Here is a 21,945-nt window from a genome sequence, read left to right as displayed (position 1 = left end):
GCCGCGTTTTTTTATGCTTGCGGTTCGCTCGAACTCGATACGAACCGCATGACACGCTTAGTGATGCTCGCTGTATTCCTTGCGAGCGATCGGCGTTGCGCGAACCTTCGTGTACTGGAACGCCGGAATGGCCTTCACAGCGTCCTTGGTCGCGCCTGCCCACACCAGCTTGCCGCCCGTAAAGTCGATCTGCGAGAACGGCACGGCGACGTCATGCTGCGACACACCGAGGAACTGATGCGCGGCGACGATCGCGAACGAAGCAGCGTTGTCCGGCGCAATGATGATGTCGTGCAGCACGCCGACCTTCTGGCCCTGCTCGTTGTAGATCGGCTTGCCAAGCAGGCTCTTCTTCGCGCTCCAGCCGTTGACGATGATCGATTCCTGCTCGACGCTCACGCCAATGGTCTGCGAGCCTGCCACTTGCGCGCTTGCCTGGCCTGCCATCAAGCCGAACGTCGATGCCGCGATCAGAACCGCTGCCCACTTTGCCTTCATAGCTTATTCTCCGTTGTGAAATGTTGCGAGGGACTGCCGCTGCTGTAAGAGGAAGCGTAATACCTTACCGCATCAGAAAGAAAAAGTCGCAGAAGGGTACGTAGGTTTTTTCCGAGAATGCGTGCGCCCTTTCCGACATGCACGGCGACGCGCATCGCGTCGATATGCGCCGCTACTTCCCAAGCCGCAGTCCTTTACCGATCACCGTGCCGTCTTTCTGGTTCACCAGCCAGACGGCCTGAACGTTCGCGTGCAGCGTCGAGGTGCGGCGCGTGATGTCGGTGGGTTCTTCGTCGGTGGGATCGCTGTGCTCTCGCGTCTCCGTCAGATACGGCGGTTCGAGCGTGCAGACGAGCACGATCGCGAAGCTGTCGTCGGTCTGCTCGAAGGTTGCTTGCGGGACGGTCAGACGCCCGCGCGCCGCCGTCTTCGCCTTGCCTTCCGTGGCCAGTTCGATCGAATCGATTTTCTGAATAAAGCCCTTGGCCTTCGCATCGGGCGCGATCACGAGGCCGCGCCCGCTCGGGCCATCGATGCTCTGGTAGAGCTGGATCGCGTCGGGATGCTCGTCGCTCGCAAGCGGCACATTCACACTTAGCACATGCGTATTCGACCGATACAGAATGCCGTGCGGCGCCGGAATCATGAACAGGAAAGTGCGCTGCCCGCTTTCGGCCGCCTCGGCATGACCGCGCACGATGCGGTCGTAGGGTTCGCGCGCGAACTTGCGGATGCGAGTGGTCAGCGAATCCGTCGCGGCCGGGGGCATCTGGCTCGCGAGCATGTCGCGCACCTTGACGGGGTCGTCGGCGGTGAAGCGGTCGGGCGTTGCCGGGGCGCTTGCCTCATGAGCCACGTTGCCCTTGGGCGCGGCCGGCGTGGCGTTCGCCGTGCCGGCGCACAACGCCAGCGCGACACACAGCATTGGCAGCACGCGATTGCCCGAAGCAACCGTGCGATTCAGAAATTGCACAACATCCTCTCCGTTGAAAACGGCGCTATCGGTGCGCCTCGCTGCGTTGAACGCAATCCATTTCACCACGCATTCTAAGCGTATTCGATCAACGGGATATGGCATGCACGCATTTGCCCGAATGCGTTGGCGCAAGAAAACCAGGTGCGCAAACACCTGGCGTACATCGACATCGAACTGCACGGCGCGCGAAGCGCCTTCGTTCTTCCTGGTTATCTCATTGCGAGCACGCTGCTCACCAGTTGGCTCCACCAGGCGGGCAGGTTCTTGTACGGATTCGGCAAGCCCGTCGATGTGACGAACACGCTGCCCGCGCCATGCATCGCCGCGTACGGCACGATGCCCGGCATCTGCGCCTCCGTCGCGCCGTACAGCATGCGCACGAAACGCTTCGCGACGCCCAGTTGCCCGCCTTCAGGCTTTATTGTGGAACTTCAAATAGGGAGAGAATGCAGAGATATTTTCGATGAATTTTGTGATCCTGATTATTTGAACGTTTGTGAATGGCGATAACACGATTCGCAAACGTTGCCTTTTCCATATTCACGACACTGCGGCCGCGGAAAAATTATTGCGCGCTCGAACCGAGCAGCCCGCGCGCCGCGAGATTTGCGTAGAGCGCGCGCACGCCGAACGTCCACGGCGTGATCTCCGTGCACAGTTGTACCGTGTTGCGCAACGCGCCGAGTTGCGGCGTCGAGATCGTCACGATATCGCCCAGGTGATGCGTGAAGCCGCCGCCTTTCGCGTCGCGGTCCTTGATCGGCGAAAACATCGTGCCGAGGAACAGCATGAAGCCATCCGGATACTGATGATGCTTGCCGCAAGTCTGCGCGACGAGATCGGCGGGATCGCGGCTGATCTCCGACATATGGCTGACGCCTTCGAGCAGAAAGCCATCGTCGACGCCTTCGACGCGCAGCGACACGCTCGTGCGCCGTACGGTATCCAGCGTGAAGTCGCCGTCGAAGAGTCGCACGAACGGTCCGATCGAACACGAGCCGTTGTTGTCCTTGCACTTGCCGAGCAGCAACGCCGAGCGTCCTTCGATATCGCGCAAGTTCACATCGTTGCCGAGCGTCGCGCCGACGATCACGGCCTTGCTGTTGACGGCCAGCACGATCTCCGGCTCGGGGTTGTTCCATGTCGATGCCGCGAGCAGGCCGACATCCGCGCCGAAGCCCACGGACGACATCGGCTGCGACTTCGAAAACACTTCCGCGTCGGGGCCGATGCCGACTTCCATGTATTGCGACCACGCGCCGCGCCGCTCGAGTTCCGCCTTCAGACGCGCCGCCGCTTCCGAACCCGGCTTGATTTTCGACAGGTCGGTGCCGATCACCGTTGCAATCGTCTGCCGCACTTCTTCTGCCTTCGCGGGATCGCCGCCCGCCTGCTCTTCGATCACGCGCTCGATCAGGCTCACGGCGAATGTCACGCCGCATGCCTTGATCGGCTGCACGTCGCAGGGCGCGAGCAGTTGCAGGTTCGCCGACGCGTCGTTCGCGAGACTTGCGGCGATCAGTTCGGCTGCGCTGCCGAGCCGTTCGCCGGGCGCATTGCGTGCGATCTCGACGGCATCGTCGCGTTCGAACAGATCGGCCGTGGTCGGCGCGCTCGATGTAATGTCGAACACGTCGCCATTGCGCACGGCCACGACGCTCGGCCCTTCATGACGGTCTGTCTTGCGCCACACGCGGCCAATTAGCAGCGCGCGGTCGAGATCGTCAGGAAGATAGTTCGTTTCGTTCGATGCAGTCATGAAGCGAGTCTCCAATCATTGTTGGTCAATGCGAATGCCGCGGATTCCCGCGCTCGGCGATCACTTTCAGATAGAGCGTCGCGGGCTCGAGACAGCCGCCCGTCGAAAGCTGCCCGACCGTCTGACGATACAACTCCTGCCACGGCGTTTGCGCAGGCGGGATGTCGAACGTCATGCTTGCGCGGCGGCGCGCCAGTTCTTCCTCATCGACGAGCAATTGCACGCTGCGCGCGTTGAGATCGACGCGAATGCGATCGTTCGTGCACAACAGCGCAAGGCCGCCGCCGACAGCCGCTTCCGGCGACATGTTGAGAATGGACGGGCTCGCCGACGTGCCGCTCTGCCGTCCGTCGCCCATGCAAGGCAAGGACGTGATGCCCTGCCGCACGAGTTCCGCGGGCGGCGCCATGTTGACCACTTCCGCGCTGCCCGGATAACCGACCGTGCCCGCGCCGCGAATGACGAGCATGCAGTGCTCATCGATGTCGAGCGACGGATCGTTGATGCGCGCGTGATAGTCCTCGGGACCGTCGAACACGATCGCGCGCGTTTCGAACGTATTCTCGTGGCCCGGCTCGCTCAGATAAGTTTGCCGGAACGCCTCGCCGACCACGGACATCTTCATGATCGCGCTATCGAAGAAGTTGCCCGACAGCACGATGAAACCCGCGCCATGTTTGAGCGGCTCGGCTGTCGTGCGAATCACATCGCGATCGCCGGTCACCGAACGCGCGGCGATATCACCGATGCTGCGGCCCGATACCGTCATACACGATTCGTGTACTAGGCCCGCTTCGCACAGTTCATGCATGACGGCAGGCACGCCGCCCGCGCGATGAAAACTCTCGCCGAGATATTCGCCCGCAGGCATGCAATTGACGAGCAACGGCACCTGTTCGCCGACACGTTGCCAGTCCGCGAGACTCAATTCGATGCCCATATGCCGCGCTATCGCGATCAGATGCGGCGGACAATTGCTCGATGCGCCCAGCGCGGACGCCACGACGATTGCATTCTCGAACGCCTCTTTCGTCATGATGCGCGAGGGCTTCAGATCTTCGCGGACCATCTCGACGATACGCTTGCCTGTTGCATACGCCATCTGCCCGCGCTCGCGGTACGCAGCGGGAATGCTCGCGCAGGCGGGCAGCGACATGCCGAGCGCTTCCGCGAGGCTGTTCATCGACAGCGCTGTGCCCATCGTGTTGCAGTGTCCGATGGAAGGCGACGAGGCGGTCGTCAGTTCCATGAAGCCTTCATAGTCGATCTCGCCCGTCGCGAGCAGATTACGCGCGTGCCAGATCACGGTGCCGGAGCCGACGCGCTTGCCTTGATGCCAGCCGTCGAGCATCGGGCCACCCGACAGCACGATTGCGGGCATGTCGACGGTCGCGGCCGCCATCAGACAGGCGGGCGTGGTCTTGTCGCAGCCGGTGGTCAGCACCACGCCGTCGAGCGGAAAGCCATGCAGGATTTCTACGAGACCGAGATACGCGAGATTGCGGTCGAGCGCGGCCGTCGGGCGGCGGCTCTGTTCGGCAAGCGGATGCACGGGAAATTCCATCGGAATGCCGCCCGCGTCGCGGATGCCCGCCTTCGTGCGCGCGGCCAGTTCGATGTGATGCCGATTGCAGGGCGCGAGATCGCTACCCGTCTGCGCGATGCCGATGATCGGCCGGCCCGACTGCAACTCTTCGCGCGTGAGGCCGTAGTTCATGAAGCGCTCGACATAGAGCGCGGTCATATCCGCGTGCGAAGGATCGTCGAACCACTCCTGGCTGCGCAGACGGCGTGCTTGCGTGTTCTCCGTCATCTCGTGTCTCCATGTTTGCTTGTGCCGTCGTTGCTTCGGCTGCATCGCTTGCATCGCGCGTCAAAGGCGCATCACATACGGCACGTTATCGGTAACATCGGACCATGGTAGCACGGCATTCGCGCGACACGAAAGGCCGCAACGACAAGCGTCAGGCGCTTTCGCGCGCGATCACCGTGTAGTCGATTTTCACGCTTTTGCGCGTCGATGTGCGCGCCGATGCATGACGCGCTGCACCGTCGCTTTCGGCAAGCGCGGCCAGCAGCATTTCGCCCGTGCGCGTGCCGATGCCGTAAGCGTCGACGGATACTGTCGTGATGGTGGGCGTGCAGCACGCGGCCATTTCGAAGTTTCCAAAACCCGCAATGGCGATATCGCCGGGCACCGACAGGCCGCGCCGATGGCACTGCATGATCGCGCCGAACGCGGACATATCGCTCACGCACATCACGGCATCCGTGTCGGGCCATTGCTGCAACAGCGCTTCGAGCGCGGGCGCGCCGTGGCTCATCGTGATGGGCGATTCGCCCAACCGTACGACGCGCGGCTCGCCCATATCCTGCGCCTTCACTTCCTGCAGATAGCCCTTCAGGCGCTCCATGCCGCGTCTGTCAAGCTCGCTCGCGCCCCCCAGAAAGCCGATCCGCCGATAACCGCGCCCGGTCAGATAGCGCACCATCTCGCGCGCCGCTTTGGCGTTGGAGAAACCTACGGCCGCGTCGATCGGTGTCGCCGGCAAATCCCACATCTCGACGACGGGCACGCCCGAGCGCACCAGCAGTTCGCGTGTCGCGGGCGTGTGCTGCGCGCCCGTCAACGCAATGCAGCGAGGCTGATGACGCAGCATCGAACGCACGAGCCGTTCTTCGCGTTCGAGGTCGTAGTCGGTGTCGCCGATCAGCAGTTGCAGGCCGTGCGGTTCGAGCGCGGACGTGAGTCCGCGCACGGTGTCGGAAAAGTTGGAACTGGCCAGCGACGGCACGAACACTGCCGCGAACGCCGAGCGCCCGGAGGACAGCGCGCCTGCCGCAGCGTCCGCGACGTAGCCGAGTTCGTCGATCGCCAGCTGCACGCGCTCGCGTGTCGCGGGCGCGACGCCGCGGCCAGCCAGCACGCGCGACACGGTCATCTTCGATACGCCCGCCAGCGCCGCAACGTCGGACATGCGCGGCGGTCCCGCGAGCGTGTTGCGTGTTGCGGAGACGCGCCTGGTGATGCGTGGAGTGCTCGACATGCTGATGGGTTCGGTCGCGTTCGTGGACAGGTGCCTATGATAACGGCAGCGCCGTATGCCCCATCCATCCGCAACGGATGCAACGGCGCGCGCTTACTCCGTCAGGCGCAACGCACTGCGCTTTTCGATGAGCCCCGGCACCGACACGCGCATCGCGAATACGCCACCCGATTGCGGAAATTTTTCGATCTCTTCCGCGGGACGCCCGCCACGCGCCGTCGTCACGTAGAGCGTACGCAGATCGTCGCCGCCGAACGTGCACATCGTCGGACAGCGCGCGGGCAACGGATGTTCTTCGACGACCTTGCCTTCTGGCGAAATACGCACGACGCGCCCGCCCTCATACAACGCCGACCAGTAGTAGCCTTCGCTATCCACCGACGCGCCATCGGGACGCCCGCGATCCGTCGGCGTCGGCTGGAACTTCACCCAGTCTTCGCGCGGCCCGACCTCGCCGCTGTCGATGTCGTACGGATGACGGTAGATCGTGAAGCGCGGCGTATCCGAGTGATAACACCAGCGATAGTCAGGGCTGAACCCCATGCCATTCGACGTGAGCAGGCCCGTGTCGATCTTCGTCAAGGCACCGTTCGCGTAGCGATACAGCGCTGCCGCATCGCCCGCCTTCGGCTCGTCGAGCGTGCCGAGCCAGAAGCGTCCGCGCGCGTCGCAACGGCCATCGTTGAAGCGGCTCGTCGCGGGGTTCTCGGCGTTCGCGCACAGCTTGCGCACGACCTGCCCTTTCGCATCGAGTAGAAAGATGCCCGTGCGCATGCCCGCGATGAACCCATCGTCCTCGGTCAACGAGAAGCAACCAATGTTCTCGGGCATCGGAATCGCGGTGTTCTCGCCCGTCTTCGGATCGAAGCAATTCAGCGCGGGCGCGTTGATATCGACCCACCACAGCTTCGCGCGGCGCTCGTCCCAGCGCGGACATTCGCCGAGTGCGGCGGCGGCGGGCAACACACATTCCAATGTCTGCATGATGACGATCCTCTGCGATGAACGATGAGCCGCGCGCTGGACACGACGCGTTGACGAATCAGTCAACAGTAGCAGACATTCCCGCGTGTTTCGAGTCCGACGATGCCGACGCTCACGCGCACAGCAGTTTCAGCGCGCGCTCCAGTTCGCGCGCCAGCACGATACGTTCGGCCGCTTCACCGCTTTCACCCGCCGGACGCGAAACGGTCAACGCGCCCTCCTTGACCGCTTTCGACAGTATTCCAAGCAGATCAGCCTCATTGCGGCTGCCATCGATATGGGGTAACAGCAACTGCGTGACCGCATCCATCTGGACGGGTTGATGCCAGGGATTGAACGTGTGCGCCAATTGCCCTCGCGGAAGCCCTGCGGGATAGTGGCGCACAGCGGCATGCAGACGCGCATTGCCTGAGCTTCGCGTCAACGGATGAAGCCGGAAACGGCCCAGCCCTCTGACCACCATTGCGTTGAAGAACACGTCGAGCCGCGCTTCGATGTCGGTATCGGGCAGCGCCGCATCGTTGCCCAGACGCGCCCGCACATTGCGTTTCAACTCGTCGAAGCTCATGGTGAATGGCCACATCCGTTCAAGCTCGATCGCGGCCGCCTTGTCGATGGCATGGTTCAATATGATCGAACTGCCGTTCTCCGCGTCGAAACGCTGCGGAGAATCGTCCATGCGGACATCACCGTCCGCGCACTTCAACGACGCCGCGAGATGCAATTTGCGCAGACGCTCATGTTCGACGCGATAGTGGATGCCGCCGGTGCGTTCCTTATGCACGATCAGCGAAGTCCGGAACGCCCGGTCGCTCACGAAGTCCAGATACTGTTCGGTCAGCACCTGGCTGTGACCGCATTCCGCCAGCAGCAGCCGCCCAATCTCATCGCCGTAATTGGACGCGAACATCGAAGGCAGGTTCGCATCGGCGAGATATGCAAGCCCGTGTTCATCGATCCGTTTTGTGAAGTCCTGGAAATAGCACGGCGCGTTCGACAATGCCAGATAATCGTGATTCACATAGGCGGAGAAGCCCGCGTCGTTGTTGTTGATCATCTCGTGATCCTGCTCGACCGCGCGCGCCAGCACGCTGTCCTTCCTTGCATGCTCACGCAGAAAATCGAGCATGCCGCGTCCATGCGCGAGACGTTCGCCAGCGCCTTTCAGTTCGCCGGCGCGCAACAGCATCGCGTCGCGCACGATCTCGCGCGACTTCCATCCCGGATACGTCTTGTAGCCGAGGTAAGCAATGCCGTCCGCCGACAGGTTCTCGCTACAGACGCGCAAGATAGCCTGCTGCACGGCTTGCGGCACCCAGCTATACACACCGTGACAGATGATGTAGTCGAACTTCCCGTCCACCTCGCCCAGCGTCGTGAGATCCTGCTGTCGCAACTCGACGTTCTTCAGCTTCAACCGTTTGATGTTTTGGCGCCCTTCCTGCACCTGCGCGCCGGAGAGATCGACGCCGATCGCGCGCGCACCGGGATTGCGCACGGCGAACGGAATGAGATTCCTGCCTGCTGCGCAACCCAGTTCGAGCACGCGCGCCTTGCTCACATCGGGCGCGGACAGTCCGAACACATGCGCGACGGCGGCAAGGTGTTCCGGCGCAGACTGCTCATAGGAGAATGAGTAGTAAGGGTTATCGTCGTAGTTCTGCTCGATCTCGTTCGTGTGTTGTGTGGTGTCCATTGTGTGTCATCCGAAGGTGTTCGGGATTGCAAAAAAACACAATGTAGTCACAGCGCAAATTCGAAATGTCGATTTGTGTCAACGTCCATTCCGGATCGAGAAATGAGTCCCAGCGACTACGGGTCTAGCATCCGCGACTTGCCGTCGCTGCCTGCCTGTGCGTCATGGCGCGGGGCATCCGTGCACGCGATCCGCGACGCCCTCTGAGCCGTTCGGGACGAATGCATGCACCCTGCCGATGACGCTCTTCTTCATCCGTCGCGAGCGAAACCATCGACGCCCTTTCTCCCGCGAAGAATTCGATCAACGTCAAGATGCGCTGCTTCATTTCGTCTCCAGATGCCTTAGGCAATGCAACGCGACAAACGCGTGCGAGTAAACGCAAACGGCGTCCCAACCGTCCGGTGCGAAAACCGGATAGAAGGGACGCCGTTGTCCAATTCGAAGCCTGAAAAGTTTGATGCGACGCGGGTCGTCGTCGACGCCGCGGCAGTTTGATAATGCAAGCTGTGTGCCATGCGCGCGAACATGGGCGGACGCAATGCGTGGCAAGCGTCAGAGGATGTTTGCCACGTTCAGCGGAGCGACGAGAAGCGATTCATCGTGATGCCTCACAGCACGTTCGTGGTGCGTCGCAGCACTGCGCGGGTGCGCGCCCGCTCTCGCCAGCGCAGCCTCCTATGCCTCATATCCGTATGGAAGCTGGAAATCCGAACACTGGCCTCGTTCTTGCAATAATTGCTTCGCCGGCAAAGGCGCCGGCATCGATTGCTTAACAGCAGGATCACACAGGACAGCGGCGTCCCCTTCGTGCATGCACGGACGGGACGCCGTTTTGCATTGGCGGCCAGAGATCGACGATCACGCGATGGAGAACAGAATGAACACGGGCAAAGTCACACTCGTCAGCGCAGGACCCGGCGACCTCGATCTGCTGACCTTCAAGGCGGCCAAGGCGATCGCAGCCGCCGACGTGCTGTTGATCGACGACCTCGTGAACGAAGAGATCGCGACGCTGAAAGCGCCGCATGCCCGCGTCGTCAAGGTCGGCAAACGCGGCGGCTGCAAGTCCACGCCGCAAGCGTTCATCCAGCGCCTGATGCGCCGCTACGCGCTGCAAGGCAAGCACGTCGTGCGCATCAAGGGTGGCGACGCGCTGCTGTTCGGCCGCGCCGGCGAAGAGATCGCGGACCTGCGGCACGCGGGGATCGACGTCGAGATCGTCAACGGCATCTCGTCGGGCTTCGCGGCGGCGGCCTCGCTTGGCGTGTCGCTCACGCATCGCGATCATTGCCAGGGCGTGATCTTCGTGACCGCGCACCTGCGCGACGGCACCGAGCCCGACTGGGCGAAGCTCGCGGCGACGGGCATGACGCTCGCGATCTACATGGGCGCGAGCCGTATCGACAGCATCAGCGAAGCATTGGGCGAGACGCTAGCACCCGATACGCCCGCTGCCGTCGTGCAGTGGGCAGGCACGTCGCGCGAGAAGCGGGTTTGCGCGCCGCTCGGCGACATCGCGGCGCGCGCGGCGGCGCAACAGATTGCCAGCCCGGCCGTGATCCTGATTGGTGGCGCGGTCGGCGAAGCGATCGTGGAACTGGCTGCGCGTGGCGAACCGCTGCGCCGGCTGAGCGCGTGACGTCGAATAGACGGCGCGCTTATAAGCCGCCCGGATGGCCGTACATGATCTTCATGATATCGGCCTGAGTCAGCATGCCGACGACGCGCCCATCCTCATTCGCTACAGGCAGATGATGATGGCCGTTCTTCGTGAAGAGCGGGATGACTTCCGTGAGCGGCGCCGCCGCGTCGACGTACTGCGCGTGGCTCGCCATCACCGTCGTGACGGGCCATTCGCGCCTTTCGCTCTCGGGCGCGACGGTGTCGGTAGCGAGCTTGAGAAAAGGCAGCACTTCGTCCAGCGGTTGCAGATCGACATGCGTGACGACGCCTTTGAGGCGCCCTTCGGCATCGACCACGGGCAGCAGCTTGATGTGGTGCGCGTCCAGCGTTGCCAGCGCGCCGCCGATGGTTTCACTGACAGACACCGTGACGGGCGGTTTGCGCATCACATCCGCGCACGTGAGCCGCAACAGATCGCGCAGGTACGCCTGCCGACGCAGTTCGTCGAGCAGCACTCGCTGTTCCTCCTGCCGCTCCGGCGAACGCCGCTCGTCGCCCGATTCACCGTTGCCGTGGTCGAGTCCCATATGATGCCGCTGGGTTCCGAAACACCATTGCAATACCGACGAAATCGACATGTTGCGCCTCCACACCTTCAGCTTACATCGCTTTCCGTTACTTTACATCATAACGTGAGATATTTGCACGCGAGCGCCGCTTGCGGGTGCGGACGGGTGCGGACGGGAAAAACAGCCTGACATGCGATAATCCGTCGATACGCCGCGCCGCGGCGGCCTTTGGCTTCAGCCCTTGAACTCGCTTCTCGTCCCGCTCGACCAGATCGCGGACTTCGATGAAATCGTCGACGTCCGCACGCCGCTCGAATTCGCCGAGGATCACATTCCCGGCGCGATCAACGCGCCCGTGTTGTCCAACGAGGAGCGCGTGATCATCGGCACGATGTACGCGCAGGTGTCGTCGTTCGAGGCGACGCGGCAAGGTGCCGCGATGGTGTCGCGCAACATCGCCACGCATCTGGAGACGACCTTCGCGGACCGCCCGCGCAACTGGCGTCCGCTGATTTACTGCTGGCGCGGCGGCAAGCGTTCCGCGTCGATGGCGACATGGTTCAATCTGATTGGCTGGCGCGCGCGGCAACTGGACGGCGGCTACAAGACCTACCGCCGCAACGTCGTCGCACTGCTCGACACGCTGCCGCGACAGTTCCGCTATATCGTGCTTGCGGGCCACACGGGCAGCGGCAAGACGCGTCTGCTGAACGCGCTTGCAGGGGCCGATGCGCAGACCCTCGATCTCGAAGCGCTCGCCGCGCATCGCGGATCGATTCTCGGCATGCTGCCCAACGAGCCGCAACCCTCGCAGAAAGCGTTCGATACCGCGCTCGTCGGCACCTTGCGCAGGTTCGAAGCGAAACAGCCCGTGTTCGTCGAAGCGGAAAGCCGGCGCATCGGGTCGATTGCGTTGCCCGCTTCGTTGACGGAACAGATCCGTCGCGGCTCGTGCGTCGCCGTGGTCACGGAGCGCGACGAGCGCATCCGCCTGTTGCTGCAGGACTATGCGCACCTGTTCGACGACCGTGCCCTCTTCAAGTCGCAACTCGCGCGGCTCGTCGAATTGCATGGGCGTGCGCGAATCGGCGAATGGCACAACATGATCGACGAAGACCGCCGTGTCGAGCTATTCGAGCAGTTGATCGATCTGCATTACGACCCAGCGTATGCGCGCAGCACGGGTAAGCAGTTTGCGCGGCTGCCCGAATCGACCCGTTTCGCGCTTCGCCCCACGGCATCCGACCTCCACGAACAGGCGTGCGCGCTGCTCGCGCAACTGCATTCATCGAGCGACGAACCGGCCTTCCGATAACTCTTGCATCACCAATGCTCGGCCGTCGGCCAAGGCAGACGCTGCAGCGACCAATCCAGCTCCGCCCCGACCACGCAGCGTCCCACGGCCGACTGCAACGCGACCGTCACCGCGATACACGGCCTGCCGCTCGCCAGCGACAGATACGGGCTGCTCGTGATGGGCACGCCCGGCCGCAGCACGGCATTGCGGAAATACGGCCGGTGGTCCCAGCGCGCATCGCGCGGATTCGCGACGGGATGCAGCGAACCGCCATCGATGACGGACGCCTTGCCCGGCACTTCATGGCCGATTTGCCGGCCCGTATCGTCGAGTACGAAGCAGCTGATGCACAGCTCCATTTGCGCGAGATCGTAGAACGCGTCGTTGAGCGGCACGCCTTTGAGCCACGCATCGACACCCGTGTCGAGCGCCTGCCGGTACGGCCGTACTTCCGATTCGAACAACGCATGCTGATGCGCGCGCCCTTCGGCGATCACGTCGAACGCGTGATCGATGCGCCGGTGCACGGCATCGGGCGGCGTCACGGACGGCGCCGGACGGCCGAGCAGATAACCCTGCGCGAAATCGACATTCGATTCGACGGCGAGAATCAGTTGCTCCGTGGTCTCGACGCCTTCGACGACGACGAGCATGCCCGCCTGATGCAGCAGCGACACGAGCTTCGGCAGGATCGGCTGATCTGCGCCGGGGCTCTTCGCGCGGATCAGTTCGCCATCGAGCTTCACGAGATCGGGCCGGATGCGTAGCAGCCGGTCGAGGTTCGAATGGCCCGCGCCGAAATCGTCGACGGCGATCAGGAAGCCGTGATCGCGATATTGGCCCGCCGCGCGCGACATATCGTCCACGCTGCCGCCGTGCGACTCCAGCAGTTCGAGCACCACGCGCTCGGACGGAATGCCCGCTGAGCGCGCGATCTCCGCGAGCTGGTCGGGATAGCCGTCGGCGACAAAGGTAGCGGGCAGAATGTTGAGGAAGACCCACGCGTCGTCCGGTATCAGGCGGCGTGCATTGCTCAGATGCAGCGCGTGGCTGGTGCGGTCCAGCTCGCCCTGATCGGTGAATGGCTTGGGGGAAAACAGCTCGACGGGTGGCACCTGCGCGCCATCCTCGCGCTCGCCGCGCAACAGCGCCTCGAAGCCGACCTGCTTCTGATGCGACAGGCTGTAGAGCGGCTGGAAATGCGAGGTCAGCCAGAAGTCGTCCCATTGCTGGCGGATCGGCTGCGCCGTGTCGTCGCCCGCGCGGTCGTGCGTCCATGTCAGGCGCACCGGGTCGACGAGGGTCGCGCGTTCCGCGCACACACGGTTGCGCCCCGAATACTTTGCGCGCAGCAGCGCCTCGTCCGCGCGGTCGAGCAGCGCCATCACGCTTTCGCCCGGCCGGTATTCCGCGACACCGAAGCTCGCGCTCAACAGCCCATCGGGACGCGCGATGCGCCCGATCGCCGCGCGCAGCGTTTCGGCCAGCTGTGCCGCGGGGCGCAACGCTGCGTCGTGCAACAGCGCGAACTCTTCGCCGCCGATGCGGCTCACGATATCGGCCGCCGCCGTCAGCTCCTTCAGCACGCGCGCCACGTCCGACAGCGCCTGATCGCCGACAGCATGGCCAAACTGGTCATTGAGCGACTTGAAGTAGTCGATGTCGAGAAAGATCGCGCTGACCTTCGCGCCGCTATCCAGCTTCGACAGACGCAGCGCCGCCTGCTCCAGAAACGCGCGGCGGTTTTGCAAGCCTGTCAGCGGATCGGTGGCGGCGAGGCGCGCGAGCCGGTCTTCCAGCAAAAAGTGATTGCGCCGGAACCAGTAGAAGCCGAGGTGAAACACGGCCGAGGTCGGCACCGCGATCAGGATCCACATCCAGCACACGACGCTGACGTCGCCGTGCGGGTCCGGCAGGCTCAGCAGCAGCGGCGTGCCCGCCGCGTAGAACAGCGCGGTGCCGATGCAGAAGTGCGCGGGCGTGAGCCACAGCGGCGCCGCGCAGACGGAGATCACCACGATCGCCGGCAGCGCCCATAACAGCGGCTCTTCGAGCCCGACCACATTCAACGCGAGCCCCGCCAGCAGGACAAGCGTGTACGCGACGCCGATGCCGCCGAATACCCGGGTGCTCCTGGTCCGCGGAATCGCGGCGACCAGCAGCGCGAGCACGATCGCGCACGCGAGCCGCCATACGAGCGGCACAGCCGGTCCCGCGTCGAGGCTGCGCGCGAAAGCGAAGACGATGTACGCGACGACGGTAAACGCCATCGTCACGGTCGAAAGGGGTCGCTGATGTTCCAGCGAACGTCGGTGAAACCGGCTTCTAAATCCGGCGTCGGACGTCTGTTCCGTCGAGGAGAAAAGCATTATTCACTCAGGCCAGTTCGGTCACTCTGCCGATGTATAACGGCAGCAAACGCCTGAGGTTAATACTTCACATCAATTCGCACAGTCAGGCAGTCAATGCCAGCCGGCCCGTTTTGTTTCACATTTGACGTTTGCGGTGCGGGCAGCTTGCATTCAATGCAATTTATGTTGCGAACGCAACCGCTTATTCCCTTTATGTGGGAAAGAAATCGCAACCCGTGCGTTAAAGTGGCGGCCGCTGCAACTGGACCCAGCGTTGCACGGACGGCCTTTGCCATTGATGCCGCGCGTAATCGGCGAGATGTTTCGGCACGTCGTCGCCGTTCAGCACGAGGCGGTTGAGCATCAACGCGAGGTCGACATCGGCAATGCACCATTCATCGAACAGATACTGTGCGCCTGGCGCGAGCCATGCATCGCAAGCCAGGAAGAGCTTGTCGGCCGCCTTGCGCGCGATGGTGGAGAGCGCCCCGCCTTGCGCGCCGTAGAACACGACTTCTGTCGGGCGCTCGCTGCGAATCGGCATCAGGTCGCTGCGCAGCCACGCCTGAATCTGGCGCGCCCGCGCGCGCTGTTTTCTATCCGCCGGATAAAGCGACGTGCCTTCGAAAGCGTCGTCGATGTACTCGGTGATCGCCGACGACTCGGACACCGCAAACCCATCGTGAACCAGCGTCGGCACACGCTGCGTGACGGAAGTCGCGGCGTAATCCGGCTCGTTGTTCGCATGACGGCCCAGATCGACGGTGCGCATGTCGAATGTCAGATGCTTTTCGTGAAGCGCGACGAAAACCGACATCGCATACGGACTCGCGAATTGCGCGTCCACATAAAGAAGCAGTGAGTTGGCCGACGACATAGGCTCCTTGCAAGCGTGCGTAATGAACGTTCGTGGCGCGCGCCCTCTTGCGCCTCAGAGCACGAGTTCGAGAAAGCGCGTACCGGGAACGGGATTCGCATAGTACGGAGACGTTTCGGTAAAACCCAAACGCTCGTAGAGCACTTGCGCGAAAGCCGTTTGAGGTACGGAATCTAACACGAGCTTTGCGTAGCCCAGCGACTTTGCCTTGTCGATCAACGAATGCATGAGCGTCTCCCCAAGCGCAAGCCCACGGTATGCCGACCGCACGTAAAGCCGCTTCACTTCGGCGACCTCATCCGAATGGCGCAGCAGCCCCACGCAGCCCGCTATCTCGGCCGTGGTTTCCGCAATCAGGAACATGCCTGAAGGCAACGTATACGTTTGCTCGAACGACCGCATCTCTTCTTCGAAGCCGCGATACGACAGGTCCATATCGAGCCATCTCACGTATTCACGAACGATCTCGACGAGCGGCGCGGTATCGCCCGGATAAACCGCTTCGCGAATCTGAGGAAGCACCTGAGGCCTGGTTAACGTGGTTGCAGTGGTGGAAGTCGTCATGTCGCCCTCGCCCTGGATACCCGGATCTACCGTATGGAATCCAGCGTATCGCGCACGGCGGCACGCGGTCTTGAACGTTTGTGCACGCTTCGCGCTCGCTCACCGCGCCATGTCTTCCACATCCTGACGCGTGCGCAACTTCTCGTAAGCAATCGGCTTTATCGCCCGTTGCTCGCCTAAATGCGTGCGCGCACGGCACCTATGCTTGCGGATCGAGACTATCTGCATCGAGGGGCCAATGCGCTTTACCACTGCTTCCATCCTGCTCGCGGCCATCCTGTGTCTGCAAGGATGCGCGACGTCGCTTCAGACCTTCGTGCTCGGCGGCCTGGTCGGCGCGGCGGCAGGCATCAGCGCCGTCACATGCGTTGTCGTGTGTCACTAGCCATCTACATTCCGATGAAGCTCAACCGATTCACCGTAGCCGCGCTCGGCCTGCTTGCGATGACCAGCGCGCATGCCACCAGCTTCAATTGCGCGAAGGCGCATTCGCCGGCGGAGACGCTGATCTGTCACGACGAGGGTCTGTCCAGAGCCGACGACGAACTCGGCAAGCTGTTCAAGCTCGCACAGCGACAAGCCGCCGACCGTCGCGCGTACAGAAAAGAGAGCGACAGCAAATGGGCATGGCGCGAAGAAAATTGCAGGGATGTCGCGTGCCTGACCGACTGGTACTCGACGCGTATCGAAGAGATCCGCGAGCAGTTGCACACGCCATCGCCGGACGAACCGCGCGCGCCGCGGCCTGTCGACACGGATCTGGCCGCCGTGAGCAAGCCCGCGGACAAACCCAAGGCATTCGATTCGCAGGCATTCAGCCGCGACGTCCAGCAATGCACGGCCACGACGCAAGACCTCGTGCCGCCAGTCCAATGCGATAACGTGCTGGGCAAACGCGCGCAATGGCAAGCGCGTGAGCCTGCGTCCGATGGCTGGTTCTGCGGCGTCGCGATGATTGCAGCGCCTTCCGCCGACGGCAGCGCGTCGCAATAGGCAGCGCGTCGAAAACAGCGACAACAACGAAACGAAGCGTTAAAACAAAAAAGCTCGAACGCCATAACGTTCGAGCTTTTTTGTTGCATCTACAGCGTTGGGCCCGACAGCGCGTAGTAGAAAAGCACATGCCCACGTCCAGCTTTTCGCTGAACACACCCTCCGACCGATAGCCAACCGATACGGCGTATCCGTCGGGCGCATGATAGTCGACGACGATTTTTCGCTTCTTGAATTTTCCGAAGGGTCGCGGCGACGGTCGCAGGCGCGTGTCAAGCCGCGACGGTAGACTTTCCCTTTTCGAATCGAATCGAATCGAGGAGCGCCACTTGAACACGCCTGACATCGTTTATCTCTTCTCGTACGGCACGCTGCAGGATCGCAACGTGCAGATCTCCAGCTTCGGCCGCGAACTCGCGGGCCGGCCCGATGCGTTGCCCGGCTATGCGCAGACGCTGCTTGCCATTGGCGATCCGAAGGTCGTGGAAATCAGCGGCAAGACTCACCATCCCGTGGTGCGCCCGAGCGCCAATCCCGCCGACGAAGTGGCGGGCACGGTCTTCGAAATCACCCAGCAGGAGCTGCTCGCCGCCGACGAATACGAGGTGTCGGACTACAAGCGCGTGCTCGTCACGCTGAAGTCCGGTATCGATGCGTGGGTGTATATCGCGGCATGACGCGCGTGCCCGGTTTGCTTACCGGGCCTTACGAGGTCTCAAGTTGCACGCGCAACTGGACGTTAGCGCCATCAGTGCAACTGGAATTCGCGACTGAAGGAGGCGTGCAATGGTAAGCAGTGTCGGATATGGGACGGCGACGACGCCGTCGACGAATCTCGCTTCCGTGTCCGGCGAAGCATCGGCGCAAGCCGCGCAGTCCGCGGCGAACAACGTGATTGGCGCTGCGCAAAACGAAGGGAAGCAGGACGCTGCGACGAAACCCGCGCAGCCGGGCGTCACGGTCAACATTTCGCCCGAAGGCGCGGCGGCGGCTTCGCGTGCACAGACTACGGATCAGGCGAATGTGCAGACGGCGACGGCATCGACTGACGCAGGCACGGATACAGAAACGGACACCGACACGCCGGACTCCGCCGCTACCGACAGCGGCATCGACGATCCGACCGCAACGGACGATGCTACGGGCAGCACAGAAGCAAGCCCTGCCAACGTCTCGCCGGTGAAGGCATTCGCCTATGGCGCATTGGGACTGGAGCGGCCGGACCAGCCGCAGGACGAGCGCAACAGCTTCTACACCGCAGGCAAGTGGCTCGCGGCGGGGCTGACGATCGGAGGATTGATCTCGCTGCTCGCGTGATGCGGGCAGCGTGCAGCGAGCACGGACAGGCGTCAGCGCTTCGGCCGCAGCGCAGCTTGCTTGTCGAGCGTGTCGATATCTTCGTCGAGGCTCTTCCGGATCGTGTCGATCGCCTGATCGACGTTGGCGGGCTTCAACTGGTTGCGCGCCAGCGCGACATACACGTAGTGACGCAGCGCCGGATCGTGCGTCTTCGACAGCACGTCGTGATAGACCGCGTTCATGTCGGCATCGCGTCCGCTCATGTCGTAGAGACGCTGCAGATGCTCGAGATCGTTGATGGCCGCGAAGCCCGGACCATGCGGCGGCGGACCGTCATGCGCGGAGCCGTCGTGCGACGGCGGGAAATCGGACGAAGGCGGCACTTGCGCGTGGGCGGCGGACGTCAGCGCGACGAGCGCGGCGAGAAGAGAGATGCGTTTGAGCGAGATCATGGCGATCGGCAGAACGGCGGCTGCCGTTGCAGTAATGAAGATGCCGAAACGATAACAACGCGCCCCACGCGATGGGAGGCTCGACACAAAGGGCTCGCTTACGCGGGCTTTCACGTATCACATGCGTGCTGGCTCGATTGTGCGCGCCAACGGGCGGCGTGCTCCGTCCGGGCTCAGCGCATGGCGACCGTCCTTCGCTAACACGAGCCAGAAAAAGAAAGGCGGTGAAAGACACCCTGTCCTTCACCGCCGCGCTCAATGCGTCACGACGCGCTCACAGCACGCCGAGCAACGCCTTCGGCTCGAGAAACGCTTCGATGCCGTATGTGCCGTACTCGCGTCCAATGCCCGACTGCTTGAATCCGCCGAACGGCGCAGCCGGCTCATGCGCCAGCGTGTTGACGAGCACGCGTCCCGCCTCGATGCGCGACGCCACTTCGTGTGTGCGCGTCTTGTCCTGCCCGAACACGTACGCCTGCAAGCCGTAGTTGGTATCGTTGGCGATCTTGATTGCTTCTTCGGTGTCGTTGTACGCGATGATCGACAGCACCGGCCCGAAGATTTCCTCACGCGCGATCGCCATGTCGTTGGTCACGTCGCTGAAGACGGTCGGCCGGACGAACCAGCCGGCATCGAGACCATCGGGACGCCCTTCGCCGCCCGCGATCAGCCGCGCGCCCTCGTCGATGCCGATGGCGATATACCGCTGCACGCGCTCCCACTGCTTCTGGCTGACCATCGGGCCGACGGTCGTGCGCGGATCGCGCGGATCACCCGATTGCGTCAACGCCACTTCGTCGCGCACGCGTGCCTCGAACTCCGCGAGACGCTGGCGTGGCACCAGAATACGCGTACCCGCGATGCACGCCTGCCCGCTGTTCATGAAGCCCGCATTGATCGCGAGCGGCACGACCCGCTCGAAGTCCGCGTCATCGAGCACGATGGTGGGCGACTTGCCGCCCAGTTCCAGCGTCACGCGCTTGAGCGTATCGGCGCCCGTGCGCAGGATCGTCTTGCCGACGGCCGTCGATCCCGTAAACGAAATCTTCGCGACATCCGGATGTGAGCTGATCTGCGCGCCGACGGAATCGCCGCGTCCCGTCACGATGTTGAACACGCCCGACGGCAAGTCCGCTTCGTGGAGCGCCTGCGTGACGATCTGCGTCTGCAGCGCGCTCATTTCGCTCGGCTTGATGACGGTCGTGCAGCCCGCCGCCAGCGCGGCCGCAAGCTTGCCGCAGATGAAGCCCGCATTGCTGTTCCACGGCGTGATCAGTCCCGCGACGCCGAGCGGCTGCATCACGACTTCTGCGGTGCCGGCGCGGCGCGTGAACTCGTACTTCTCCAGCACCTTCGCCGCTTCGATCAGCACGTTGCTCGCGTGCTGCGCCATCCAGCGGCCGCGCGACACGGGCGCGCCGTATTCCTCGACGATCGCTTCGTAAAGCTCGTCCTCTTTCGCGACGACGGCGGCATGCATGCGCTTGAGCATGTCGATGCGCGCGCGCTTGCTGGTGCGCGAAAACGCCGGAAACGCGCGCTTCGCCGCCGCGATTGCATCGCGCGCATCCTTTGCGTCGGCGAGACGCACGCGGCCGATCACGCGCTCGGTCGCGGGGTTGAAAAGGTCGAACCATTCGTCGCCGTGCGGCGTGACGAACGCGCCGTCGATATAGATCGTTTCAATTGTGTGCATCTGCGTATCCCGTGACTTGCCTTCAGTGCCATAAAGATAGCGGCGCCTGATTGACCCGACTAGCCGTACAATCGGACATGACCTATTGAGCAAAACAGGATAATGAAGACCACCGGCCTGAGCGAACTCGAAGCGGTGCTGGCTGTTGCGCGTCACCGGAGCTTCCGTGCCGCCGCCAACGAAATGGGCGTCTCGACCTCGGCGTTGAGTCATTCCGTGGCGGCGCTCGAAGCGCGCATCGGCGTGCGGCTCTTCAATCGCACGACGCGCAGCGTGTCGTTGTCGGAAGCGGGTGCGCAGTTTGTCGACAGCGTGGCGCCCGCGCTGTCGACGATTCGCGTGGCGCTGGAGCAGGCGGGCAGCTTTCGCGACACGCCGAGCGGCACGCTGCGCATCAACACGGCCGTGGGAGCGGCACATCAGGCGATGCCTGTTTTCATTGCGTTCCTCGCGCGCTATCCGGAGATGAAGCTCGATATCGTGACGGAGGGGCGGCTGATCGATATTGTGGTTGAAGGGTTCGATGCGGGTATCCGGCTTGCGGAGACAGTGCCGCAGGACATGATTGCTGTGCCGTTCGGGGATAAGCAGCGGTTTGCTGTGGTCGGCAGTCCGGCGTATTTTGCGCGGCATCGGCCGCCGCGTACGCCTGATGAGTTGAGTCAGCATCGTTGCATTCGTACTCGTATGCCGAGTGGCACGATCTATCAGTGGGAGTTCGAGCGGCATGGGGAGACGGTGCGGATCGATGGCAAGGGTGCGCTGACCCTCGATGAATCCGGGCTGATGCTTAGCGCTGCGCGGGCTGGTGTTGGGCTTACTTACTTGTCCGAGTGGACGGTGGCTGAGGATCTCCAGGCGGGGACGCTGGTTCGTGTGCTTGAGGATTGGACGCCGCCGCTGGATGGGTTGTGTCTTTATTATCCTGGGCGGAGGCATGTGCCCGCTGGCTTGCGGGCGCTTATCGCCATGATTCGGGAATCCGCGGATTTGCAGCGCGAGGGTTAGGGGTTTGTCTGCGACGCTGTTTGGTGTTTTGGCCTTTGCGCTGGCATTCGCGTTTGCGCCTTCGCGGCGCGGGCGTTTCGGTTTGTTGGCTCTTTCGCTGGCATCCGCGTTATGCCTTCGTGCTTCACACGTCGCCCCTGTGCCTTTGCCTTTTCACTGGCATCCGCGTTACGGTGTTTGGTGTTCACGCGTTGCCCCTGTGCGGGGCGGCACCTACTTTTCTTTGCCGCCGCAAAGAAAAGTAGGCAAAAGA

At 62.9% G+C, this 21,945-nt stretch carries 22 protein-coding genes; 8 read left to right on the top strand and 14 right to left on the bottom strand.

Annotation, left to right across the window (positions count from 1 at the left end; genetic code table 11):
- Positions 1–57: 57 nt before the first annotated feature.
- From SB822_RS32885 to SB822_RS32850, 8 genes are all read right to left on the bottom strand, one after another.
- Positions 58–498 carry a PRC-barrel domain-containing protein gene (locus SB822_RS32885; RefSeq protein WP_007586089.1) on the bottom strand — a complete coding sequence of 147 codons (441 nt, stop codon included), beginning with the start codon at positions 496–498 and terminating at the stop codon, positions 58–60.
- Between the two features lie 172 nt (positions 499–670).
- Positions 671–1,471 (bottom strand): hypothetical protein, encoded by an 801-nt coding sequence (locus SB822_RS32880; protein WP_410856509.1) that lies wholly within the window; start codon positions 1,469–1,471, stop codon positions 671–673.
- Between the two features lie 212 nt (positions 1,472–1,683).
- Entirely contained in the window at positions 1,684–1,854 is a 171-nt protein-coding gene (locus SB822_RS32875; RefSeq protein ID WP_161556737.1) for a hypothetical protein, read from the bottom strand.
- A 185-nt stretch (positions 1,855–2,039) separates the two neighbouring features.
- Positions 2,040–3,233, bottom strand: coding sequence for a fumarylacetoacetate hydrolase family protein (locus SB822_RS32870; protein WP_007586092.1), 1,194 nt, complete (start codon positions 3,231–3,233; stop codon positions 2,040–2,042).
- 25 nt (positions 3,234–3,258) lie between these two features.
- Entirely contained in the window at positions 3,259–5,046 is a 1,788-nt protein-coding gene (locus SB822_RS32865) for an IlvD/Edd family dehydratase (RefSeq protein ID WP_007586093.1), read from the bottom strand.
- 151 nt (positions 5,047–5,197) lie between these two features.
- Positions 5,198–6,211 carry a LacI family DNA-binding transcriptional regulator gene (locus SB822_RS32860; protein WP_410856544.1) on the bottom strand — a complete coding sequence of 338 codons (1,014 nt, stop codon included), beginning with the start codon at positions 6,209–6,211 and terminating at the stop codon, positions 5,198–5,200.
- A gap of 162 nt (positions 6,212–6,373) precedes the next feature.
- On the bottom strand, positions 6,374–7,264 hold the full coding sequence (locus SB822_RS32855; RefSeq protein ID WP_410856508.1) for an SMP-30/gluconolactonase/LRE family protein: 891 nt from the start codon (positions 7,262–7,264) through the stop codon (positions 6,374–6,376).
- 112 nt (positions 7,265–7,376) lie between these two features.
- Complete coding sequence (locus tag SB822_RS32850; protein ID WP_410856507.1) at positions 7,377–8,960, bottom strand: methyltransferase regulatory domain-containing protein; 1,584 nt, start codon at positions 8,958–8,960, stop codon at positions 7,377–7,379.
- A gap of 880 nt (positions 8,961–9,840) precedes the next feature.
- Here SB822_RS32850 and cobA point away from each other — a divergent pair.
- Positions 9,841–10,602, top strand: a complete 762-nt coding sequence (cobA, locus tag SB822_RS32845; protein ID WP_007586101.1) for a uroporphyrinogen-III C-methyltransferase — start codon at positions 9,841–9,843, stop codon at positions 10,600–10,602.
- 19 nt (positions 10,603–10,621) lie between these two features.
- On the opposite strand, the gene SB822_RS32840 is transcribed toward cobA, so the two are convergent.
- Positions 10,622–11,224 carry an HPP family protein gene (locus SB822_RS32840; RefSeq protein ID WP_410856506.1) on the bottom strand — a complete coding sequence of 201 codons (603 nt, stop codon included), beginning with the start codon at positions 11,222–11,224 and terminating at the stop codon, positions 10,622–10,624.
- Between the two features lie 172 nt (positions 11,225–11,396).
- Here SB822_RS32840 and mnmH point away from each other — a divergent pair, with 172 nt between their 5' ends.
- Positions 11,397–12,470, top strand: coding sequence for a tRNA 2-selenouridine(34) synthase MnmH (gene mnmH, locus SB822_RS32835; protein WP_410856505.1), 1,074 nt, complete (start codon positions 11,397–11,399; stop codon positions 12,468–12,470).
- An 8-nt stretch (positions 12,471–12,478) separates the two neighbouring features.
- Here the strand turns inward: mnmH and SB822_RS32830 are convergent, their stop codons facing one another.
- The 3 genes from SB822_RS32830 to SB822_RS32820 form a co-directional block, all read right to left on the bottom strand.
- Positions 12,479–14,821, bottom strand: a complete 2,343-nt coding sequence (locus SB822_RS32830) for an EAL domain-containing protein (protein ID WP_024163252.1) — start codon at positions 14,819–14,821, stop codon at positions 12,479–12,481.
- 223 nt (positions 14,822–15,044) lie between these two features.
- A complete protein-coding gene (gene yfcF / locus SB822_RS32825) occupies positions 15,045–15,680 on the bottom strand; it encodes a glutathione transferase (RefSeq protein ID WP_410856504.1) in 636 nt (211 codons plus the stop codon).
- Positions 15,681–15,734: 54 nt separating this feature from the next.
- Entirely contained in the window at positions 15,735–16,244 is a 510-nt protein-coding gene (locus SB822_RS32820) for a GNAT family N-acetyltransferase (protein WP_410856503.1), read from the bottom strand.
- Positions 16,245–16,482: 238 nt separating this feature from the next.
- Here SB822_RS32820 and SB822_RS32815 point away from each other — a divergent pair, with 238 nt between their 5' ends.
- The 4 genes from SB822_RS32815 to SB822_RS32800 all read left to right on the top strand — a co-directional run bounded on the left by SB822_RS32815 (position 16,483) and on the right by SB822_RS32800 (position 18,554).
- On the top strand, positions 16,483–16,629 hold the full coding sequence (locus SB822_RS32815) for a hypothetical protein (RefSeq protein ID WP_410856502.1): 147 nt from the start codon (positions 16,483–16,485) through the stop codon (positions 16,627–16,629).
- Positions 16,620–17,237: a lysozyme inhibitor LprI family protein gene (locus tag SB822_RS32810; protein WP_236674210.1), complete on the top strand. Its 618-nt coding sequence runs from the start codon at positions 16,620–16,622 to the stop codon at positions 17,235–17,237. Before SB822_RS32815 ends, SB822_RS32810 begins: the two co-directional genes overlap by 10 nt.
- Positions 17,238–17,566: 329 nt before the next feature.
- Positions 17,567–17,914 carry a gamma-glutamylcyclotransferase family protein gene (locus SB822_RS32805; RefSeq protein WP_007745193.1) on the top strand — a complete coding sequence of 116 codons (348 nt, stop codon included), beginning with the start codon at positions 17,567–17,569 and terminating at the stop codon, positions 17,912–17,914.
- A 109-nt stretch (positions 17,915–18,023) separates the two neighbouring features.
- The gene (locus SB822_RS32800) at positions 18,024–18,554 is read left to right on the top strand and encodes a hypothetical protein (RefSeq protein ID WP_410856501.1); all 531 of its coding nucleotides are present in this window, start codon (positions 18,024–18,026) and stop codon (positions 18,552–18,554) included.
- 32 nt (positions 18,555–18,586) lie between these two features.
- Here the strand turns inward: SB822_RS32800 and SB822_RS32795 are convergent, their stop codons facing one another.
- A complete protein-coding gene (locus SB822_RS32795; RefSeq protein WP_039900347.1) occupies positions 18,587–18,988 on the bottom strand; it encodes a hypothetical protein in 402 nt (133 codons plus the stop codon).
- A 274-nt stretch (positions 18,989–19,262) separates the two neighbouring features.
- Entirely contained in the window at positions 19,263–20,684 is a 1,422-nt protein-coding gene (locus SB822_RS32790; RefSeq protein WP_410856500.1) for an aldehyde dehydrogenase family protein, read from the bottom strand.
- 102 nt (positions 20,685–20,786) lie between these two features.
- Here SB822_RS32790 and SB822_RS32785 point away from each other — a divergent pair, with 102 nt between their 5' ends.
- Positions 20,787–21,692, top strand: a complete 906-nt coding sequence (locus tag SB822_RS32785; RefSeq protein ID WP_079488086.1) for a LysR family transcriptional regulator — start codon at positions 20,787–20,789, stop codon at positions 21,690–21,692.
- Between the two features lie 4 nt (positions 21,693–21,696).
- Positions 21,697–21,945: hypothetical protein (locus SB822_RS32780; RefSeq protein WP_410856499.1), on the top strand; the 249-nt coding region annotated here is incomplete at its 3' end.

It is taken from the genome of Paraburkholderia sp. SIMBA_054 (assembly GCF_046534875.1).
GTDB classification, from domain to species: Bacteria; Pseudomonadota; Gammaproteobacteria; order Burkholderiales; family Burkholderiaceae; genus Paraburkholderia; species Paraburkholderia hospita.
This window is presented reverse-complemented; position numbering and strand designations above follow the sequence as displayed.

What these genes read in the sequence shown, in the direction of transcription:
- SB822_RS32885 (WP_007586089.1), bottom strand. Translation starts at nt 498, where the DNA reads ATGAAGGCAAAGTGGGCAGCGGTTCTGATCGCGGCATCGACGTTCGGC.
- SB822_RS32870 (WP_007586092.1), bottom strand. Translation starts at nt 3,233, where the DNA reads ATGACTGCATCGAACGAAACGAACTATCTTCCTGACGATCTCGACCGC.
- SB822_RS32865 (WP_007586093.1), bottom strand. Translation starts at nt 5,046, where the DNA reads ATGACGGAGAACACGCAAGCACGCCGTCTGCGCAGCCAGGAGTGGTTC.
- SB822_RS32860 (WP_410856544.1), bottom strand. Translation starts at nt 6,211, where the DNA reads ATGTCCGACGTTGCGGCGCTGGCGGGCGTATCGAAGATGACCGTGTCG.
- SB822_RS32855 (WP_410856508.1), bottom strand. Translation starts at nt 7,264, where the DNA reads ATGCAGACATTGGAATGTGTGTTGCCCGCCGCCGCCGCACTCGGCGAA.
- SB822_RS32850 (WP_410856507.1), bottom strand. Translation starts at nt 8,960, where the DNA reads ATGGACACCACACAACACACGAACGAGATCGAGCAGAACTACGACGAT.
- cobA (WP_007586101.1), top strand. Translation starts at nt 9,841, where the DNA reads ATGAACACGGGCAAAGTCACACTCGTCAGCGCAGGACCCGGCGACCTC.
- SB822_RS32840 (WP_410856506.1), bottom strand. Translation starts at nt 11,224, where the DNA reads ATGTCGATTTCGTCGGTATTGCAATGGTGTTTCGGAACCCAGCGGCAT.
- SB822_RS32830 (WP_024163252.1), bottom strand. Translation starts at nt 14,821, where the DNA reads ATGCTTTTCTCCTCGACGGAACAGACGTCCGACGCCGGATTTAGAAGC.
- yfcF (WP_410856504.1), bottom strand. Translation starts at nt 15,680, where the DNA reads ATGTCGTCGGCCAACTCACTGCTTCTTTATGTGGACGCGCAATTCGCG.
- SB822_RS32820 (WP_410856503.1), bottom strand. Translation starts at nt 16,244, where the DNA reads ATGACGACTTCCACCACTGCAACCACGTTAACCAGGCCTCAGGTGCTT.
- SB822_RS32815 (WP_410856502.1), top strand. Translation starts at nt 16,483, where the DNA reads ATGCGCTTTACCACTGCTTCCATCCTGCTCGCGGCCATCCTGTGTCTG.
- SB822_RS32800 (WP_410856501.1), top strand. Translation starts at nt 18,024, where the DNA reads ATGGTAAGCAGTGTCGGATATGGGACGGCGACGACGCCGTCGACGAAT.
- SB822_RS32795 (WP_039900347.1), bottom strand. Translation starts at nt 18,988, where the DNA reads ATGATCTCGCTCAAACGCATCTCTCTTCTCGCCGCGCTCGTCGCGCTG.
- SB822_RS32790 (WP_410856500.1), bottom strand. Translation starts at nt 20,684, where the DNA reads ATGCACACAATTGAAACGATCTATATCGACGGCGCGTTCGTCACGCCG.
- SB822_RS32785 (WP_079488086.1), top strand. Translation starts at nt 20,787, where the DNA reads ATGAAGACCACCGGCCTGAGCGAACTCGAAGCGGTGCTGGCTGTTGCG.